This window comes from Roseofilum sp. Guam (assembly GCF_017746735.1).
In the GTDB taxonomy this organism is placed as follows: domain Bacteria; phylum Cyanobacteriota; class Cyanobacteriia; order Cyanobacteriales; family Desertifilaceae; genus Roseofilum; species Roseofilum reptotaenium.
In genome coordinates this window covers 88,720-105,109 of the sequence record NZ_JAGHZN010000005.1, presented here as the reverse complement: position 1 = coordinate 105,109, position 16,390 = coordinate 88,720, and the positions used below count along the sequence as shown (strand labels likewise).

The 16,390-nt window shown below is 44.9% G+C and carries 17 protein-coding genes; 7 read left to right on the top strand and 10 right to left on the bottom strand.

The annotated features are described in order from the left end of the window. Positions 1-150 precede the first annotated feature (150 nt). The 4 genes from J7529_RS02800 to J7529_RS02785 are packed head-to-tail and all read right to left on the bottom strand — an operon-like array spanning position 151 to position 3,738. Positions 151-1,386, bottom strand: coding sequence for an ATP phosphoribosyltransferase regulatory subunit (locus tag J7529_RS02800; protein WP_318727740.1), 1,236 nt, complete (start codon positions 1,384-1,386; stop codon positions 151-153). Further along, the gene (locus J7529_RS02795) at positions 1,386-2,306 is read right to left on the bottom strand and encodes a J domain-containing protein (protein ID WP_318727739.1); all 921 of its coding nucleotides are present in this window, start codon (positions 2,304-2,306) and stop codon (positions 1,386-1,388) included. Before J7529_RS02795 ends, J7529_RS02800 begins: the two co-directional genes overlap by 1 nt. A gap of 49 nt (positions 2,307-2,355) precedes the next feature. Further along, positions 2,356-3,189, bottom strand: a complete 834-nt coding sequence (locus J7529_RS02790) for an inositol monophosphatase family protein (RefSeq protein ID WP_318727738.1) — start codon at positions 3,187-3,189, stop codon at positions 2,356-2,358. 45 nt (positions 3,190-3,234) lie between these two features. Next, positions 3,235-3,738, bottom strand: a complete 504-nt coding sequence (locus J7529_RS02785) for a thermonuclease family protein (protein WP_318727737.1) — start codon at positions 3,736-3,738, stop codon at positions 3,235-3,237. A gap of 276 nt (positions 3,739-4,014) precedes the next feature. Between J7529_RS02785 and J7529_RS02780 the strand changes: the two genes are divergently transcribed. Continuing rightward, on the top strand, positions 4,015-4,545 hold the full coding sequence (locus J7529_RS02780) for a class I SAM-dependent methyltransferase (protein ID WP_413038797.1): 531 nt from the start codon (positions 4,015-4,017) through the stop codon (positions 4,543-4,545). Between the two features lie 13 nt (positions 4,546-4,558). Here J7529_RS02780 and J7529_RS02775 read toward each other — a convergent pair whose 3' ends face one another. The 5 genes from J7529_RS02775 to gmd form a co-directional block, all read right to left on the bottom strand. Then, the gene (locus J7529_RS02775; protein ID WP_318727736.1) at positions 4,559-4,927 is read right to left on the bottom strand and encodes a 2Fe-2S iron-sulfur cluster-binding protein; all 369 of its coding nucleotides are present in this window, start codon (positions 4,925-4,927) and stop codon (positions 4,559-4,561) included. A 103-nt stretch (positions 4,928-5,030) separates the two neighbouring features. Further along, the gene (locus tag J7529_RS02770) at positions 5,031-5,588 is read right to left on the bottom strand and encodes a 5-formyltetrahydrofolate cyclo-ligase (RefSeq protein ID WP_318727735.1); all 558 of its coding nucleotides are present in this window, start codon (positions 5,586-5,588) and stop codon (positions 5,031-5,033) included. A 236-nt stretch (positions 5,589-5,824) separates the two neighbouring features. Continuing rightward, entirely contained in the window at positions 5,825-6,190 is a 366-nt protein-coding gene (locus J7529_RS02765) for a hypothetical protein (RefSeq protein ID WP_271941191.1), read from the bottom strand. Between the two features lie 119 nt (positions 6,191-6,309). Next, a complete protein-coding gene (locus J7529_RS02760) occupies positions 6,310-7,260 on the bottom strand; it encodes a GDP-L-fucose synthase (protein WP_318727734.1) in 951 nt (316 codons plus the stop codon). A gap of 19 nt (positions 7,261-7,279) precedes the next feature. Beyond that, the gene (gene gmd, locus J7529_RS02755) at positions 7,280-8,308 is read right to left on the bottom strand and encodes a GDP-mannose 4,6-dehydratase (RefSeq protein ID WP_318727733.1); all 1,029 of its coding nucleotides are present in this window, start codon (positions 8,306-8,308) and stop codon (positions 7,280-7,282) included. Positions 8,309-8,526: 218 nt separating this feature from the next. Between gmd and J7529_RS02750 the strand changes: the two genes are divergently transcribed. The 3 genes from J7529_RS02750 (at position 8,527) to J7529_RS02740 (ending at position 11,977) form a co-directional block, all read left to right on the top strand. Further along, positions 8,527-9,303: a DUF1350 family protein gene (locus J7529_RS02750; protein WP_318727732.1), complete on the top strand. Its 777-nt coding sequence runs from the start codon at positions 8,527-8,529 to the stop codon at positions 9,301-9,303. Between the two features lie 16 nt (positions 9,304-9,319). After that, on the top strand, positions 9,320-9,793 hold the full coding sequence (locus J7529_RS02745; protein WP_318727731.1) for a nucleotidyltransferase family protein: 474 nt from the start codon (positions 9,320-9,322) through the stop codon (positions 9,791-9,793). 120 nt (positions 9,794-9,913) lie between these two features. Beyond that, complete coding sequence (locus J7529_RS02740) at positions 9,914-11,977, top strand: pentapeptide repeat-containing protein (RefSeq protein ID WP_318727730.1); 2,064 nt, start codon at positions 9,914-9,916, stop codon at positions 11,975-11,977. A gap of 156 nt (positions 11,978-12,133) precedes the next feature. Here J7529_RS02740 and J7529_RS02735 read toward each other — a convergent pair whose 3' ends face one another. After that, on the bottom strand, positions 12,134-12,760 hold the full coding sequence (locus tag J7529_RS02735) for a Uma2 family endonuclease (protein WP_318727729.1): 627 nt from the start codon (positions 12,758-12,760) through the stop codon (positions 12,134-12,136). A 150-nt stretch (positions 12,761-12,910) separates the two neighbouring features. On the opposite strand from J7529_RS02735, the gene J7529_RS02730 reads away from it, so the two are divergent. From J7529_RS02730 to J7529_RS02720, 3 genes are read left to right on the top strand one after another with little or no spacing between them, the layout of a single operon-like run. Then, positions 12,911-13,600, top strand: coding sequence for a pentapeptide repeat-containing protein (locus tag J7529_RS02730; RefSeq protein ID WP_318727728.1), 690 nt, complete (start codon positions 12,911-12,913; stop codon positions 13,598-13,600). Between the two features lie 59 nt (positions 13,601-13,659). Next, positions 13,660-15,117, top strand: coding sequence for a cobyrinate a,c-diamide synthase (locus tag J7529_RS02725; protein ID WP_318727727.1), 1,458 nt, complete (start codon positions 13,660-13,662; stop codon positions 15,115-15,117). Positions 15,118-15,119: 2 nt separating this feature from the next. After that, positions 15,120-16,307 (top strand): FAD-binding oxidoreductase, encoded by a 1,188-nt coding sequence (locus J7529_RS02720; protein ID WP_318727726.1) that lies wholly within the window; start codon positions 15,120-15,122, stop codon positions 16,305-16,307. Positions 16,308-16,390: the final 83 nt, after the last annotated feature.

Below are 16,390 nucleotides of genomic sequence, written 5' to 3'. Positions count from 1 at the left end.
GGTAAGGTTCATCAATAGGGTGAGTCGGGCAATACCTTCGCCAATCTTTAGAAGGCAAGGGACGGGTTGCCCCTTGTTCAGCCCAGTGAAAGCTAACCCACGGCAAAAAGGCGAAGGTATGGTAGGGGCGAAAGATTTTTCACCCCTACTCTAGGAAATCGATTCAATCTGGGGGTTACCTTGGGCATCTATCCAAGCAATTTGGTGAATCCGCCGCTCTTTGGCATAGTTTTTAACCGCTTCTTGAGTTTCCCATTCTAGTAAGTTTACCTGGACTCGAATACTGGGCGTTTGAGAGCGCAAGGTTTCGGCATAGGTGAATGCAGCGCCCAACGCTCGATGAGTTAAGGGAACCACGAGGCAGTCGCTGGCGGGAATTTCGGTCGGCAAGCGATCGCCCCCTTGAAGCACTTGTTGCAAGGCTTCGATATTCAGACAAAAGCCAATACCGGGCAAGCTTTCATGTTGAGGATGATACACAGCTACCAATTGATCGTAGCGTCCCCCTTGACCGAGGATTTTTACCTCTGTACCCTGGCGACTGGCCACTTCAAAGACAATGCCACTGTAATAATCAAAGGTGCGAATTAAACTCAAATCCACAATAATCGGTAAAGGGGGTTGATTGGGGCGACTCTCTTGTAGCAGGTCGATTAAGGTTTTTAAGTTTTCTAATTTACTCTGTTCTTCTGGAGTCAGATCGAGGGCGGTTAATTTCTGGAAGACTTGGGAGGGTTCTCCTCGAAGGTTGAAAAGTAGTTGTGCCCGTTGCTGTAAGTCTTCAGGGAGATTGAGCTGTTGTAAGGCAATATAATCTAGACTGGAGATCGCCTCTCGGATCGGTTTTTGATATTCTGCTGGGAATGAGGATAACAGAGACTGGGTTAATCCGGCTTCTCCAATCACCCAAACCCATTGATCTAAACTGAATTCTAGGGCTTGTAGGCAATCCGCCAGTAATAATAAGATCTCAGCATCAGCCGCTACTCCACCAGCACCCAACAATTCTACTCCGGCTTGATAGAATTCCTGCTGCTGACCATAGTCTCCTTTCGGCGATCGCACGAAAACATTAGCACTATAATAAAATCGCTTGGGATTAGTCACCCGGTTAAAATATTTACGAGTTGCCGCAGTCCGGGCAATGGAGGCCGTCACTTCCGGCCTCAAACCTAACTCTTCTTGACCCTGCTGAAGTTGAATCACAGTAGAGCGATTAATCGCGCCTCCTGCCATCAATGTATCCAATCTCTCCAACGTTGAGGTAATAATCCGATGGTAACCCCACTGATGAAACACTTGATACAGACGGTCTTCAATCCAGTTTTTTTGGGCAACGTCCAGGGGAAGTAAATCCCTAGCCCCTGGAGCAGACTGATAAACCATTACTTTTTCTTTCCACCACCAATCGTAATCCCGAATATCTTAATCCCTTGACTGGCTTTTTGATCGGTTTTGCTCGCATCCGTGCGTTTTTTCATCAACGCTTCTAGTTTTTTCTGGGATTCTAGAGCTTCCGCATGTTTGGGATCGCCTTCGAGAGCTTTGTTGATATGGACTTTAGCCATGGTTTTCTGCCCTTGTTTGAGGTAAATCAGACCCATTAAGCTATGGCAATCACTATTGGTTGGTTCTAACTTCAGAGCATCCCGCAATTCTAGAATTGCTTTCGGGAAGTTGCCTTTTTCTGTCAGTTCCTTGGCTCGTCCATAATAGCCATCAATCGGCGATTTTTTCTCCTCTTTCGGGGGAGGAGCCGGTGGAGGGTTTCCAGGTTTAGGAGGGGGAGGCGCCGCCGCTTTCGGTTTACTTGCTGCTTTTGCGCCTGAACTCCCTACCTGCATCAGGTAAACCATATTCAGTTCGCTAATTTCCCCAGTAATTTTACCGAAGTCATCTAAGGATTGGTATTGTTGAGTGGCCAAATCTTCCATTGCTTTTTTATACTCAACTTCCACATCCTTCGCTTGGGCAAGTTTTTTTGCTGCCTCACTTTGTAAGGTTTCACTCCTGTTTTGCTGAGTCGCTTGTTGGCCTTTGAGGCGCAACATTACCATATATTCTTTGTATTCTTTCTCCTGGGAAAGTTTTTCATAGGCTGGGTTCACCAGTTTGGAGAGGATTTGGCTAGCTTGTTGTTTTTCTTCTGGGGTTCCCGTGGAACTACTGTCTGGATGGAGGTTTTTTGCAATGCGCATATAGCGCTTGCGAATTTGCCGACTGTCTGCCTGGATGGGAACTCCTAGGATGGCGTGAAAGTCGGTGAAGTCAAGTTGAAACAGACCTTGATTAATGTTAAAAGACATACTCGCTGTTTGACTGTGCCAAGGGATGATTTATCATTTTAGTGTACTCTTAGCTAATTGTTATAAATTCCCTCCATTGAGGGGGGAAAGGGGAAATTTGCGAGAGGACCTGAATCATGGGGTCATGAAGATGCCCATTGGTGGCTAAAATCCGACCGGTTGTTATATCGAATCTGCTGCCATCATAGGCGCTCACTTTCCCTCCCGCTTCTTTGACCAGAACCGTACCCGCGGTGATATCCCAGGGGGACAACCCCCTTTCCCAGTAGCCATCTAAACGTCCACAGGCAACGTAGGCCAGGTCAATAGCGGCGGAACCTCCCCGGCGGACTCCTTGGGTAAGATGGGTAAAATGGCAGAATTGGGCATAGTTATTATCGTCGGTTTCTCGGCGATCGTAGGCGAAACCGGTAACGAGGAGGCTATCCGCTAGGGTTGGAGTTGTGGAAACGGCGATCGCCTGGCGGTTTAGGGTCGCTCCTAAGCCTTGTGCGGCGCGAAAGAGTTCTTGACGGGATGGATCGAAGACGACCCCCACTTGGGGCACTCCATCGATTAATAAGCCTATGGAAACGGAGAAATTGGGATAGCCATGGGAGTAGTTGGTTGTCCCATCAAGGGGATCGATCGCCCAGAGATATCGACTTTGGCGATCGCCCAACTTTCCCGACTCTTCCGCTAAAATACTATGGTCGGGAAAATGACGCTGCAATATCTCTAAAATCACCGCTTCCGAAGCCTTATCTGCTTCCGTGACAATATCTCCCGGCCGGCCTTTTTCCCGGATATCTGTTAATTTTCCTTGGTAAGACATCACCACCGCACCACCAGCTAAAGCGGCTTCTGTGGCAATCTCTAAGTAGGTTTGTAAATTGTCGGTCATGGATCAATGAGTAATGGATAATGGGTGGGGCGATTTTTTTCGCTCCTACTGTTGATAACGGAATTCACTGGGAGTCAACCGCATCGGGTTTTCTCGATTCCAAATACCAAGCTCCAGAGTTCTTGCTCTTTGTTCGGCATACTGGAGACGTTGACTATATTGGGTATTGGGAAACCATTCCTGAGCTAAAGCATACCCTTCTTTGACCAATTCTTCGTTAATCAACTCTCCATCCTGCCAAATATAGCCCAAGGTCCGCCCATATTTATCTTCAATTTCTCGATCCCTTTCTAGGACTACAGCTTGTTTTTCAAGACGATCTTTTAGATATTCCTTCGCATCTATTCCCCAAGGTTTCTGTTCTGCGGATGGGGCACTAATACCAATCAGTCTTATGGTTTCAGAAGTGGAACGATCGCCGATTACTTCTAGGGTATTTCCACTGATAATTCTCACCACACTCACCATTTCTCCCTCCAGAGGAGAAGATTGACAGCCCCAGAAATAAATAACACTGCACGCTAGTATAATCCGTTTTTTAATCTTCATGGACTAATTGATCTATAATAGACTAATTGAGTTTCAATCGACACCATCAAACTAAAATATGGAAGTTTATGATCCCATAGCAACACAATACAAGCAATTTCGCGAAAACCTAATCTACGACATCTATTATTATGTTGAGACCTATACTTATTTGAGCCAATTAGGAGATCTATCCGGCAAATCCATTCTCGATCTTGGTTGTGGAGACGGGATACACAGCCGCAACCTTAAAAAAAAGGTGCCTCACGAGTCGTTGGAGTCGATATATCCACCCAAATGCTCGAGTTGGCTAGGGCAGAAGAAGCCAAAGAACCCCTGGGAATAGAATATATCCTTAGCGATATGTGCGAACTGGGCAAAATAGATGCTTTTGATGTAGTTGCTGCAGCTTTTTCCATTAACCACGCACAAACCAAAGAGCACCTGCGCCAAATGTGCCAAACTATCTATGACAACTTAAAACCAGGGGGCCAGTTTGTGGCGCTCAACAATAATCTTGGCTTATCTCCAGAATCCTATGAGTGCCTGGAAAAATACGGCTATTACAGGAACAAGGATCTTGGTGATTTTGAAGAAGGAATGCCCATTCCTAGCTTGGCTTTTGAAGTGAATGGAGAGCCGGTTGTAATTGATGACTGTTATTTGAGTCAAGAAACTTATGAATGGGCATTCCAAGAAGTCGGATTTAAGCGAGTAAACTGGTATAAACCCATGGTTTCGCCTGAGGGAATTGAAAAATGGGGTCAAGAGTATTGGCAGGATTTCTTAGATCATCCCCCCATGCGATTAATTGAATGCCAGAAATAATCTTTTTTAGAGTTTAATCATCTTCTAGAGGTAAGCCGATTTCTATTTTTCCTTTGCCAAAATAGCGCCCAAATTGCAGTTCATATACTTCATCTTCATCCTGAGTTTCCACTTCTAAATCGGATCTGGCATAACTGACACACAAGAGAGCATAACCTTGTTTTTGTAAGTCAGGAGAGAGTCCCATAGCTTCCGGTTGATAGATTTCTCCAGAGAGGATACGCACCGCGCAGGTCGTACAAGCACCATTGCGACAGGAAAACGGTAAATCTACCCCTTGAGTTTCGCAATTGTGGAGAATATAGCGGTCATCGGGGACTTGCAGAGTGTGGTATTGGTCAGTGTGGCGATTATGAATTTTAATGGTGTAAATCTGGGTCATGGTTACCGTTGAAGTTTTTATCTGTGGAATCTATTATCTCATTGAAGCTCATTGATCTCGATATCAAAGAGGGAAAAATTTGGCAACAGCGTCCGGTGAGGATTCAAGAATCGGTTTTTTGCCAAAATTGCCGATCGCTACAAACCCCTTTTAAGGGGATATCCCAATCATCTGCTGGCAGTTGCTCAACCCAAGCAAAATCAAAGAGAATACCCATCGTGGGAATAGACTGCCAATCCTCTGAACTCAGTAACCGGTCATAGTATCCACCCCCATAGCCTAAACGATATCCCTGGCGATCGCAGCCCACGGCGGGAACCAAAATCAAATCCACATCCTGGGGCTGTAGCACGGGGGAATCCGGATGAGGTTCAAAAATGCCATATTTTCCCGCTTGTAGGGGTTCTGAAGGCTTCCAGGCATGCCAGGAGAGGGATTTACCCACGGTTCGAGGTAATCCCCAAACTTCCCGCTCGCCCCACAAAGTACTCAGATCCGGTTCTCGGCGATGACTCCAATAGGCGAGAATGGTTTGAGCGTGCTGAAATAGGGGAGCCTGTTTCAGGGTTTGGCAGAGGCGATCGCTTTTCGTTTTCCAGTCTTCTAAAGATAGGGACTCGCGAGCAATGAGGAGCTGTTTACGAAGTTGGCGTTTATCCATTCAATCTATTAACAATTAATCATTAACCATTTATTCATTAGACTTCTTGCATAAGTGGGTAGAACATGAAGAGGAATAGAGTAATCCTGTATTCTTATAGCGCTTTGTGCTAGGGAATAGGATTGTGGTATATGGCTTTGGGGATTCGGTCTTGTACTCCATAACGCAAGCAAAGCACTGTATCTCTATTCCCTATTCCCTCACCTTCTGCAAGAAGTTTATCCTTCATAATCCGTCTATGCTTCTCCTGATGATTCGGGGAAAACTAACCGAAATAAGGCCCAAATAAACGTGCTTTCATCGGGTTCTATGCCATTGACATCAATGACTTCTTTGGCCACATCAAAGGCAAATGTTTGTTGATGGAAGGGGAGCGTGCGTAAGGCTTTATAGGCTAACTGGAGTGCCATAGTGGGGTTATTAGCTGCTTCTTGCACCTTAGAGATCGCCCGATCCAGCTCCTCATAAACCAGATCGGGAGACACTTCTAGTTTATGGGCCAGGCGATCGACAATCAATTCCTTTTCTTCAGCATTGGCAGAACCATCAACAACGGCTGCCAGAGCGGTCAAAGTAACTATATTTTTTAAGAAAGGATTCATTCGTATTATTCCTAAACATCAAAACGATAGGGGATGGGGGGATAGTGGGCTTTCTGTATGCCCCCTTTTCCCCCTTTCCCCCATCTTTTTCTAAAGCACCATTTTAGGTGGTCACGACACTATGCCGCCTCTCCATGAGTGCGATACCAGTCAATGGTTCGTTTCAGCCCTTCGCGAAACTCCATATTCGCTGTAAACCCAAACCAGTCTTTTGCCCGTTGGGTATCTAAGCATCGGCGGGGTTGACCATTGGGTTTATCCGTTTGCCAGACAATTTCGCCCTTAAATTCCATTAACTCACAAATGAGTTCAACTAGATCGCGGATGGTAATTTCGTAACCAGTTCCTAAGTTCACGGGTTCAGAGTCATTGTACTTCTGAGTGGCCATCACGATGCCCCGTGCGGCATCGGTGGAATAGAGAAACTCACGACTCGGCGATCCATCTCCCCAAGCAGGAAGGGTTGTATCTCCCCGCTGTTGAGCTTCGTAGACTTTGCGAATTAAGGCGGGAATCACATGGGAACTACTCGGATCGAAGTTATCTTCTGGCCCATATAAGTTTACTGGCAAGAGGAAAATGCCATTCAACCCATATTGTTGCCGATAGGATTGGAGCTGAACCAGGAGCGCTTTTTTGGCAATGCCATAGGGAGCATTGGTTTCTTCCGGGTAGCCGTTCCAGAGGTCTTCTTCTTTGAAAGGAACGGGGGTAAATTTCGGATAGGCGCAAATGGTTCCAACACAGACAAATTTTTCGATACCCGCTTGGTAAGCCGCATGGATAAGCTGGGTTCCCATCATCAAGTTATCGTAAAACAGTTCTGCCGGTTTCTCCCGGTTGAGACCGATTCCTCCCACATGGGCAGCCAGGTGGATGATGATATCTTGATTTTGGACAACTTGCTCGCAGGCAGCCATTTGCCGAAGATCGTATTCGCGCGATCGCACAACGGTAATATGATTTCGGTTTGCTCCTGCCCCCTCAAGCTGCTCAATCACCTGACGACCGAGAAAACCCGCGCCTCCCGTGACCAAAATCCGCTTATCTTGCAATTCTATGGTGGTCATCTTTTTTCCTCAATCTGCCTTAGTCAAATCCATTGCCCAACTGTTTGGCTTTTTCCAGCACTTCTCGATCAGAGTCCACCATCAATTTTACTAGCTCCTCGAAGGTAACGGAGGGTTCCCAACCCAGCTTGTCTTTAGCTTTACTAGGGTCACCAATGAGTAAATCCACTTCCGCAGGACGTAAATAGCGCTCGTCAAACTCCACATAATCTTGCCAGCTTAAACCCACATGGGTAAAGGCAATATCAAGAAATTGGCGAATGGAGTGGGTTTCATTGGTGGCGACGACATAATCATCCGGTTCATCTTGCTGAAGCATGAGCCACATAGCACGTACATAGTCTTTGGCATATCCCCAATCCCGTTTGGCATCCAAGTTTCCTAAATAGAGTTTCTTTTGCAGTCCAGCTTTAATCCGAGCCACTGCACGGGTGATTTTACGCGTTACAAAGGTTTCACCTCGACGAGGGGATTCATGGTTAAACAGGATGCCATTACAGGCAAATAATTTGTAGGATTCCCGGTAGTTAATGGTTTGCCAATGGGCATAGACTTTAGCGCAGGAGTAAGGACTTCTGGGATAGAAGGGGGTGGTTTCTTTTTGAGGTACTTCTTGGACTTTCCCAAACATCTCGGACGATCCGGCTTGATAGAATCTGACCTGATTACCGGTACGCTGTTGGTAGTCTCGAATGGCTTCTAAGAGCCGTAGGGTTCCCATGGCGACAGTATCAACGGTATATTCGGGGGAGTCGAAACTGACGCGCACGTGGGATTGAGCGCCCAAGTTGTAGACCTCATGGGGTTGAATTTCTTCTAAGATCCGGCGGAGGGTTGTCCCGTCAGTAAGATCGCCGTAGTGCAGGAAAAATCTAGCTCGTTCTTCATGGGGATCGATGTAAATATGGTCGATGCGATCGGTGTTGAAGGTGGAACTGCGGCGAATGATTCCGTGAACCTCATACCCCTTCTCGAGTAAGAATTCACTCAAATAAGAACCATCTTGACCGGTAATTCCTGTAATCAGCGATCGCTTGCGTTGTGTCATCGGTAATCTTCCTTGCGTCGTTTAAATTAGAGTTAATGGTACCTGATGCCGACCCTAAAACCTATGAGTTCTGGGCATTCAGAGAACGCCCCATCTAGCTTAACACCTTGCCTTTGGCTCTTAAGGTGATCTCATCCCAGGTCACTGCTGAGAATGTCAGGTTCTAGATGTTCCCAACCCGAATCTGCCCTGTTAATCTATAAGTAAAAAATAAAATCATGGACTGGTTAGAGATTGATGAAAATTGGGTATTAGTGCCCCCAAGACCGATCGCGATCGTTCATTTTTTGGGGGGGGCATTTATAGGTGCAGCGCCCCATGTGGCCTATCGCTGGTTGTTGGAGGCGATCGCTGCTCAAGGCTATATTATCGTCACCACGCCCTTTATCAATACCTTCGATCATTATCAGATTGCGCGATCGGTTCTAGAGCAATTCAATCAGACCTTAACTCAATTAGAGCGTTTAGGAAAACTACGGCGGCGCTATTTACCCCTTTACGGTTTAGGCCATAGTATGGGCTGTAAACTGCACCTGATCATCGGCAGTTTGCCCAAAATTAATCGTGCCGGAAATATTTTCATTGCCTACAATAATTATCCCGTGAATCAATCCATTCCCCTGGGTCAAGAACTCAATCTGGCCACCATGTTCCAATTGGAATTCACCCCCTCTCCAGAACAAACGGAAGTTTTGATCCAGAAAGACTATCAGATCCGCCGCAATCTGTTAATTCGCTTTCAGAACGATAATATCGATCAAAGTTCCCGATTAATTGAAATTTTACGAGCTAGATTTGCCAATATGGTGACCTTACAAAGACTTACCGGTAATCATTTAACGCCCACGGGACAAGATATTAATTGGCAAGCCGGACGGGAATTTAGTCCTTTAGATGCCATGGGACAATGGGTCAAACAGGAGTTTATTTACAAAGATATTACTCGGTTAAAAGCCGAAATTTTGCGATGGCTGAATCCAGGCTTTAGTAGATAATGAAGAGGTTCTAGATATGCATGAAAAAGATAAGACTATAATTGTTCAAACAGACTCTCTTAAAGAGTTAGCCGAGTTCTGGGATACACAGGATCTCACTGATTTTGAAGACCGGTTAGAAGAAGTTACAGAGCAGATTTTTGAACGTTCATCTTTAGGAAAAACTGGGGATGATCCTATCACACCGCTACGAACGAAGCAAGACCTCATGTCCTCCATCTTGGCACACCGTGAGACAATTAAAACCTATGGAGTCAGAAGTTTTGGTGTGTTTGGATCGTTTCAGCGTGGGGAGGCAGATGACGAGAGTGATGTGGATGTTTTTGTGGTGTTTGAGCCAGAACAAAAAACCTTTCGGAATTTTATGGATCTCTGTTTCTTTCTAGAAGATTTGTTTGGGCGCAGGATAAATTTGGTCACGCCAGAATCCCTGAGTCCTCACTTTGGCAACAAGATTCTCCAGGAGGTGGAGTATGTCTGTCTCACTTAGGGATAAGAAGTATAATCTGATTAGTCGTTAACGGTTAAGACTATGGATATCGAACAATTTTGGGCGCTCTACAATGCTGGAGAAAGAGACTTTTCGGGAGAAGATTTGAGAGGGTTAGATTTGAATGGAGCTAATTTGAGTGACTTTCAAGGAACTCAGGAAGAGTTGGAACAGATGAGTGAAAGCGAAAGGCAACAATTACCTGGAATTAATTTGAGTGAAGCGCTTTTGTGTAATACAAACTTAAGTGGTGCGAACTTGGTAGGAGCAAATTTGAAAGATGCTAACCAATTGTGGGAAGCTAACTTCATGCAGGCTAATTTAACTGCTGCCCAGTTAATCAATGTTCGATTATCGGGAAGTAATTTGAGTGCAGCAAACTTGAGTTTTGCTAACTTAGAGGGAGCGAATGGTGAAGAAGTTAATTTAGAAAAAGCTACCCTCATCGGTACTAATTTGCAGTATGCTGTCTTACCCAAAGCTAACTTGAAGGGAGCCAGTCTAAATAGCAGTAATTTCTGGGCAGCCGATTTGCGAGAAAGTAACTTGAGTCAGGCGACATTAGTAAAAGCCACCTTCAGACATGCTAATTTAAGCTATGTTAAGGCTTGGAATGCTGACTTAACTGAAGCCGATTTAAGTGGAACTAATCTAGCACTTGCCGATCTCAGCTATTCAATTATATCTGGAGCCGATTTCAGAAGAGCGAATTTGACGGGGATGATTTTTCCCAACACGAGTGAACAAATTTGGGAAAGCATCAGACATGAAGGAGCGTTATTCTGGAATACAATTTTACCCAATTGTGAAACCCCTTTTCTAGTCAAGCTATCGAGTATTCCATTGAGAATGACTGCAGAACAATTGTTGCAAGAGTATAGAAAGGGAGAGCGTAACTTTTCTTTGTTAGACTTGAGTGGTGAAAATTTGCAAGGATTCAATTTAAGAAATTTGGAAGGAGAAGAAAGTAACTCATGCGCCATAGACTTCAGTTGGTCAAACTTAAGCCAAGCCAATCTAAGAGATGCTAACTTAACTGAAGTTAAGTTACAAGGAACCAACTTTCAAAGTGCCGATCTGAGAAGAGCTAACTTTCAAGGTGCAGATTTGAGAGGAGTAAATTTTCAAGGTGCTAATTTAGAAGGCGCTAATTTTCAGGGAGCTATTTTTCAAGAATATAGTTTTCCTGTTATTGGTTTTATCTACACAAGTTTTATTGAGGCTAATCTTACACAAGCAGATTTTAGTTTTTGTTTGCTAAAACGGGTTTCTTTTGCTCGAGCAATTTTGGATCTCGCTAACTTTAACCAGTCTCATTTAATAGGAATAAAATTCGCAGATAATAAAATTCGGAATCTGAAGATGAATCAGTGTTTTTTAGATCGAATAACGTTGTCTAATGTCATTTTAGAGAATGGCGATTTATCTGAAGCAAAATTGAATGATATTGACATCAAGCAGGAGATTCATATAACCCATATAAATTTAAGCCGAGCTAGTTTGAGTGAGATTAACTTTTATCTATATGAGAATTACACTCTGAGTCATTTGAATTTACATCAAGCGAAGTTATCAGATTTTGGATTATATGATGATGTGGAATTAAACCATATTGATTTGAGCCAATCACAGTTAACAGAGATACCTCGTCTGTTTGTAGATAGCCGCAACTTGAAAAAAGAAAAATTAAAAAAATCTAATTTAGAAAATATTTGGTACTGTAATACCCAAATGCCCAATCTTGAGATGGGAACCGAGATCCGCTCAATAGATGGCCGCAAACTGTTGCGTCAATATGCATTGGGAGAGAGAAAGTTTAGTTGTGTGGATTTAACAGGAGCCGATCTGAATCATGCCGATCTGAGATATGCCGATCTGAGGAATTCTAATTTAACTAGAGTCAATCTAAGTGGTGCTAAATTGCATCATACTAATCTAGCATATGCAAATTTAGACAATGCCAATTTGAGTAATGCAAATCTGGTTGACGCAACCTTAACAGGCACGATATTAACCAAAGCCAACTTATTAGGGGCTAGATTATATAGTTGGCCTTACAGTTATGAATTAAGCGCTACCAAGGATGCACACTCTGATTGCGAAATAGTTTTGAAAGATACAACTATGCCTGATGGAAGTACACTAACCGGCTTTTTATATTTTTTAACTGATGCAGACTTCTGAATCAGAGATTAACCTTGAGCATTTGTGGCAATCTGGAAATTTTAGTTGTTAATTGATTATGGGGTTGATTATTGCGATCGCAGAGTGCCGACATGAAAAGCAAAGCTTGCGCGAAACGGGGCGATCGCCATGACAACAGTTTAACCAGACTTGATATCACTGCCTACCCCTCAACACCTGAACCGCAGACAAACGGCGATCGCGAAGCGACTCCACAGGAGTATCGCCTCCCATTCCTTGTAAAAACGGTGACTCTAAGATTTCTTCACCAGTAAACACTCGCGACTCATATAACCCGTCAACGAGTAGGAACAGGGTTACCTGCTCCTCCATGGGATCAATAATCCAATATTCCGGGATTCCCCTGGCTTGATATTGTGACAATTTATAACGATAATCCCGGTTAATACTTCCTGGTGATACGACTTCTACCACTAACTGAGGCGGTGGCATATCCAAGGTCACGGTTGCACGACTAGCTCCCTCTAGGGACTGCGCTCCCTCGTCTGATAAGATGGACAGATCTGGAATACGCACCGTTGGCTTCGTTCCACTGACGACGACCTCCGTCTTCACCCGCAGACAGCTTTGAGCCACGCCAATCTGAGAAAAATAGATGAGTAAGGCGATCGCAATGCGTTCATTCAAGTCACTCTCTGGAGCCATCCCAACTAATTCCCCATTGTCTAATTCATACAAGATATCGGTGTCGTTATCGTAGGATAGAAACTCTTCTAGACTCATGCTCTGAAGGGGTTTTATTGCCTCAACTGCAACTGTCATCTTCTGTTAATCTCCCAGAAAATATTACTATCTCTTAGCTTAACATCGTCTGATTAGGGTATTGAGAATGGGGGATAGATTGCCTGGTTTCCGCCAGAGCAAGCCAGAATAGTCATAAAACTAGCACAAAACTGAGGAGAAAAAGCCAAAATGGAAAAAATGAGTGCGGAAGAGTTGTTAGAACGTTACGCGGCAGGAGAACGAGATTTTAGCGGGTTAGATCTAAGAGAGATTAATCTAGCTTCGGCTGATTTGGAAGATATTGATTTAAGCCATTGCGATCTTAGAGGAAGTAATTTCGCGCGTGCTAACTTGAAGAATTCCAGGCTAAGAAAAGCAGACTTATCCGGTGCTGACTTTAGCTGGGTTAATTTAGAAGGAGGAGATTTAGAAGATGCCCAGTTGCGCGATGCGAATTTGACTGGAGCTAACTTGAAAAACTGTTATTTCAATGAAGTTTATGGAGCCAATTTAAGTTTTGTCAATTTAGAAGGAACACAGTTCAGTACGTCTACTGATTTAATTGAAACTAATCTAACGGGAGCTAACCTTAAAAATTGCAATTTAAGTGGTTCTTTTTTGACGAGAGCAAATTTAAGAGAAGCTAATCTGGAAAATACCTCTTTAGATTATGCTACCTTTGAAGATGCTTGTTTAGTTAAAGCTATTCTAACCAATAGTTATGGCTCTGAAGATGAATATAAGCCTTACTTTAGAGGCGCAGATCTTACCGAAGCTAACCTAAAAGGAGCTGAAGAACTTAATCTAACTGATGCTATTTTTTGCCGGACAATTATGCCAGATGGTAGTATTCGCAGCGACAACTGCGAGCAGTCATAGGAAGAGAGATTAGCTTTGGGAATGGGTGGAAATCGGACAATTTTGATTTTTAAGGAATTATGGGATTAATCATTGCGGGCGATCGCTCCGGAGTAGGGAAGACAACCATCACCTTAGCGCTCTTGGCCAGCTTACGAGAACAAGGGGTAGCGGTGCAATCGTTTAAGGTGGGGCCGGATTATATCGATCCCATGTTTCATAGTTATATTACGGGTCGCCCCTGCCGCAATTTAGATCCGGTGTTAACCTCTCCAGAATGGGTGAAAACCTGTTATCTGCACCATGGGCAAACCGCAGATTGTGCCGTGGTAGAAGGGGTGATGGGACTGTTTGATGGCTTGCCCTATAATTGCCACCCGGACGATCGCCATTTCGGCTCTACCGCCCATGTAGCCAAACTGCTAAACTTACCGGTGATGCTGGTATTAGATTGCTCGCGCATGTCCAATTCTGTCGCTGCGATCGCCCATGGCTTCCAAACCTTCGACCCCAGCCTCAACTTAGCCGGAATTATCCTCAATCGGGTGGGGAGCGATCGCCATCAAGAATACCTGGAAGCGGCGCTAGAACCCCTCAATCTGCCCATTTTAGGCGTATTTCCCCGTCAAACTCAAATTACCATTCCCGACCGCCATCTAGGGCTAATTCCCACCGCTGAATTACCCCAGTTGAACCGGATTTTAGACCGATTAGCCCACTTAGGCAAATATCATTTTAATTGGCCAGCGCTACAACCGCTCCTTGAAAAAGGGCACAGTCCTGTTATGGAGTACACTGTCGCATCCTCAAATCCATCTACCCCAACCCTATTCCCTATTCCCTATTCCCTATTCCCTAGCGCGGAGCGCGATAAGCCTAAAGTCCGATTAGCGATCGCCCAAGATCCAGCCTTCAGCTTCTACTATGCCGATAACTTAGATATCCTGCAAAACCTAGGCGTAGAACTCGTTCCCTGGAGTCCGCTGGGCGATCGCACTCTTCCCCCTGCTATTGATGGACTCTACTTCGGGGGAGGATTTCCAGAAATGTTCGCCGAGCAATTAACAGAAAATCAACCCGCTCGCCAAGCCATACACCAAGCGATTGTAGCCGGACTGCCCACCTATGCCGAATGTGGCGGTTTAATGGTATTGTGCCAAAGTCTTACCACATTTGAAGGGAAAACTTGGGAGATGGTGGGAATTTTACCCTCCCACGTCACGATGGAGAAAAAGCTCACCCTCGGCTATCGAAAAGCCAGCACTCTCCATGATAGTCCCCTGGTGGCAGCCGGTAGAAGCCTTCAAGGCCATGAGTTTCATCGCTCCCAACTCAGTCCTCCTTTCCCCACCTCAGAAGACCAAGCCCTTCCCTTATTTCAATTAAAAGGCTACGATCGCCATACACTCTCGGTAAGCGAAGGATGGCAAATTTATAATCTTCATGCATCATACTTGCATTTACACTGGGGCGATCGCCCAGACATTCCTCGGCGTTTTGTGCAAAATATGTTAGCAATTAGGGAGGGGATTAGATGAGTATGACGAAAATCTATGATTGGATCGTAATTGGGGCAGGCATTACCGGTAGCGCTCTAGCCTATGAACTCAGTAAGCTAGGATTAGAGATACTTCTTTTAGATCAAAGCGCTGATGGCGATCGCGCCACCCGCTATAGTTATGGAGGCATTCATTGGTATGGCACTTCAGGAGACATAGGAAGATTGTTCCATGAAGGAAAAGCCAGACACGAGCAATTATCCAATGAATTAGGCATGGATACCGAGTTTCGAGCGGTAGAGTTTCTGTTTACCGTCGATCCAGGGCAAGATGTGGCACAAACGATCGCTGCTTACCAGCAGATGAGCGCTCCATTTCAGATGTTAACCCCCCAAGAAGCCTGTGAAATCGAACCTTTGCTCAATCCAGAGGCGATCGTTAGTGCCTTTATCTTACAGCAAGCTCAGGTTAACCCCATTCTCCTCAATCAAGCCTATCAACAGGCGACGATCCGTCAAGGGGGAGTCATGGAAATTGGGGAAGTCCTGGAATTAGGAAAGGAGCTGGATCAGTCCTATCACATCAGGACTTCTGAAGCCTCCTATCAGTCGAAAAACGTAGTGGTTTGTGCCGGTGGATGGACTCGAAAACTGCTCAAACAAGCTGGAATTGATATTCCTATTTATTTTACCCATGCAGAATTGGTAGAAATTGTCGAGACTGACAAGCGTTTATCTAGTTTTGTCATCCCTTCCCAAACCCAACTCTATCAGCTTGAAACCTATTCAAGTCGTCCAGAATTGGAATTCCTTTGGGATGAACCGGGACACGAGTTAGCCCCTGCCATTGTTGATACCAGTGCGGTACAGTTTCTAGGGGGACGATTATTATTAGGACAATTAAGCCGCACGGTAACCGATCCCCAGGCTCAGATTAATCCCCAAAGGAGTGAGAAAGAAATTCGCCAAAAAGTTGGCCAAATCTTACCCTCTTTAGCTCAAGAACCGGGAACCTGGCATTCTTGTTTAGTGGCATTTGTGCATCAGAATTTTGCCATTATGGGGGCGATACCCAAACAAGAAGGATTATATGTTTTTTCCGGGTTTACTGCTCCTATTACCTTAGTTCCGGCGATCGCCCCCCGGTTTGCCCGTCAGTTAGCCGGTACTCCCGATCCTCTGCTATCTCCATTTATAGTGAATTCAATTAACCATGAGACAGTGTTTTAGAGGGGGTTTGAAACTTGCCCCTACAATAGACTAATCATCGACTATAGTTATGATTATCGTGGGCTGTAATGACGGACCGTTCT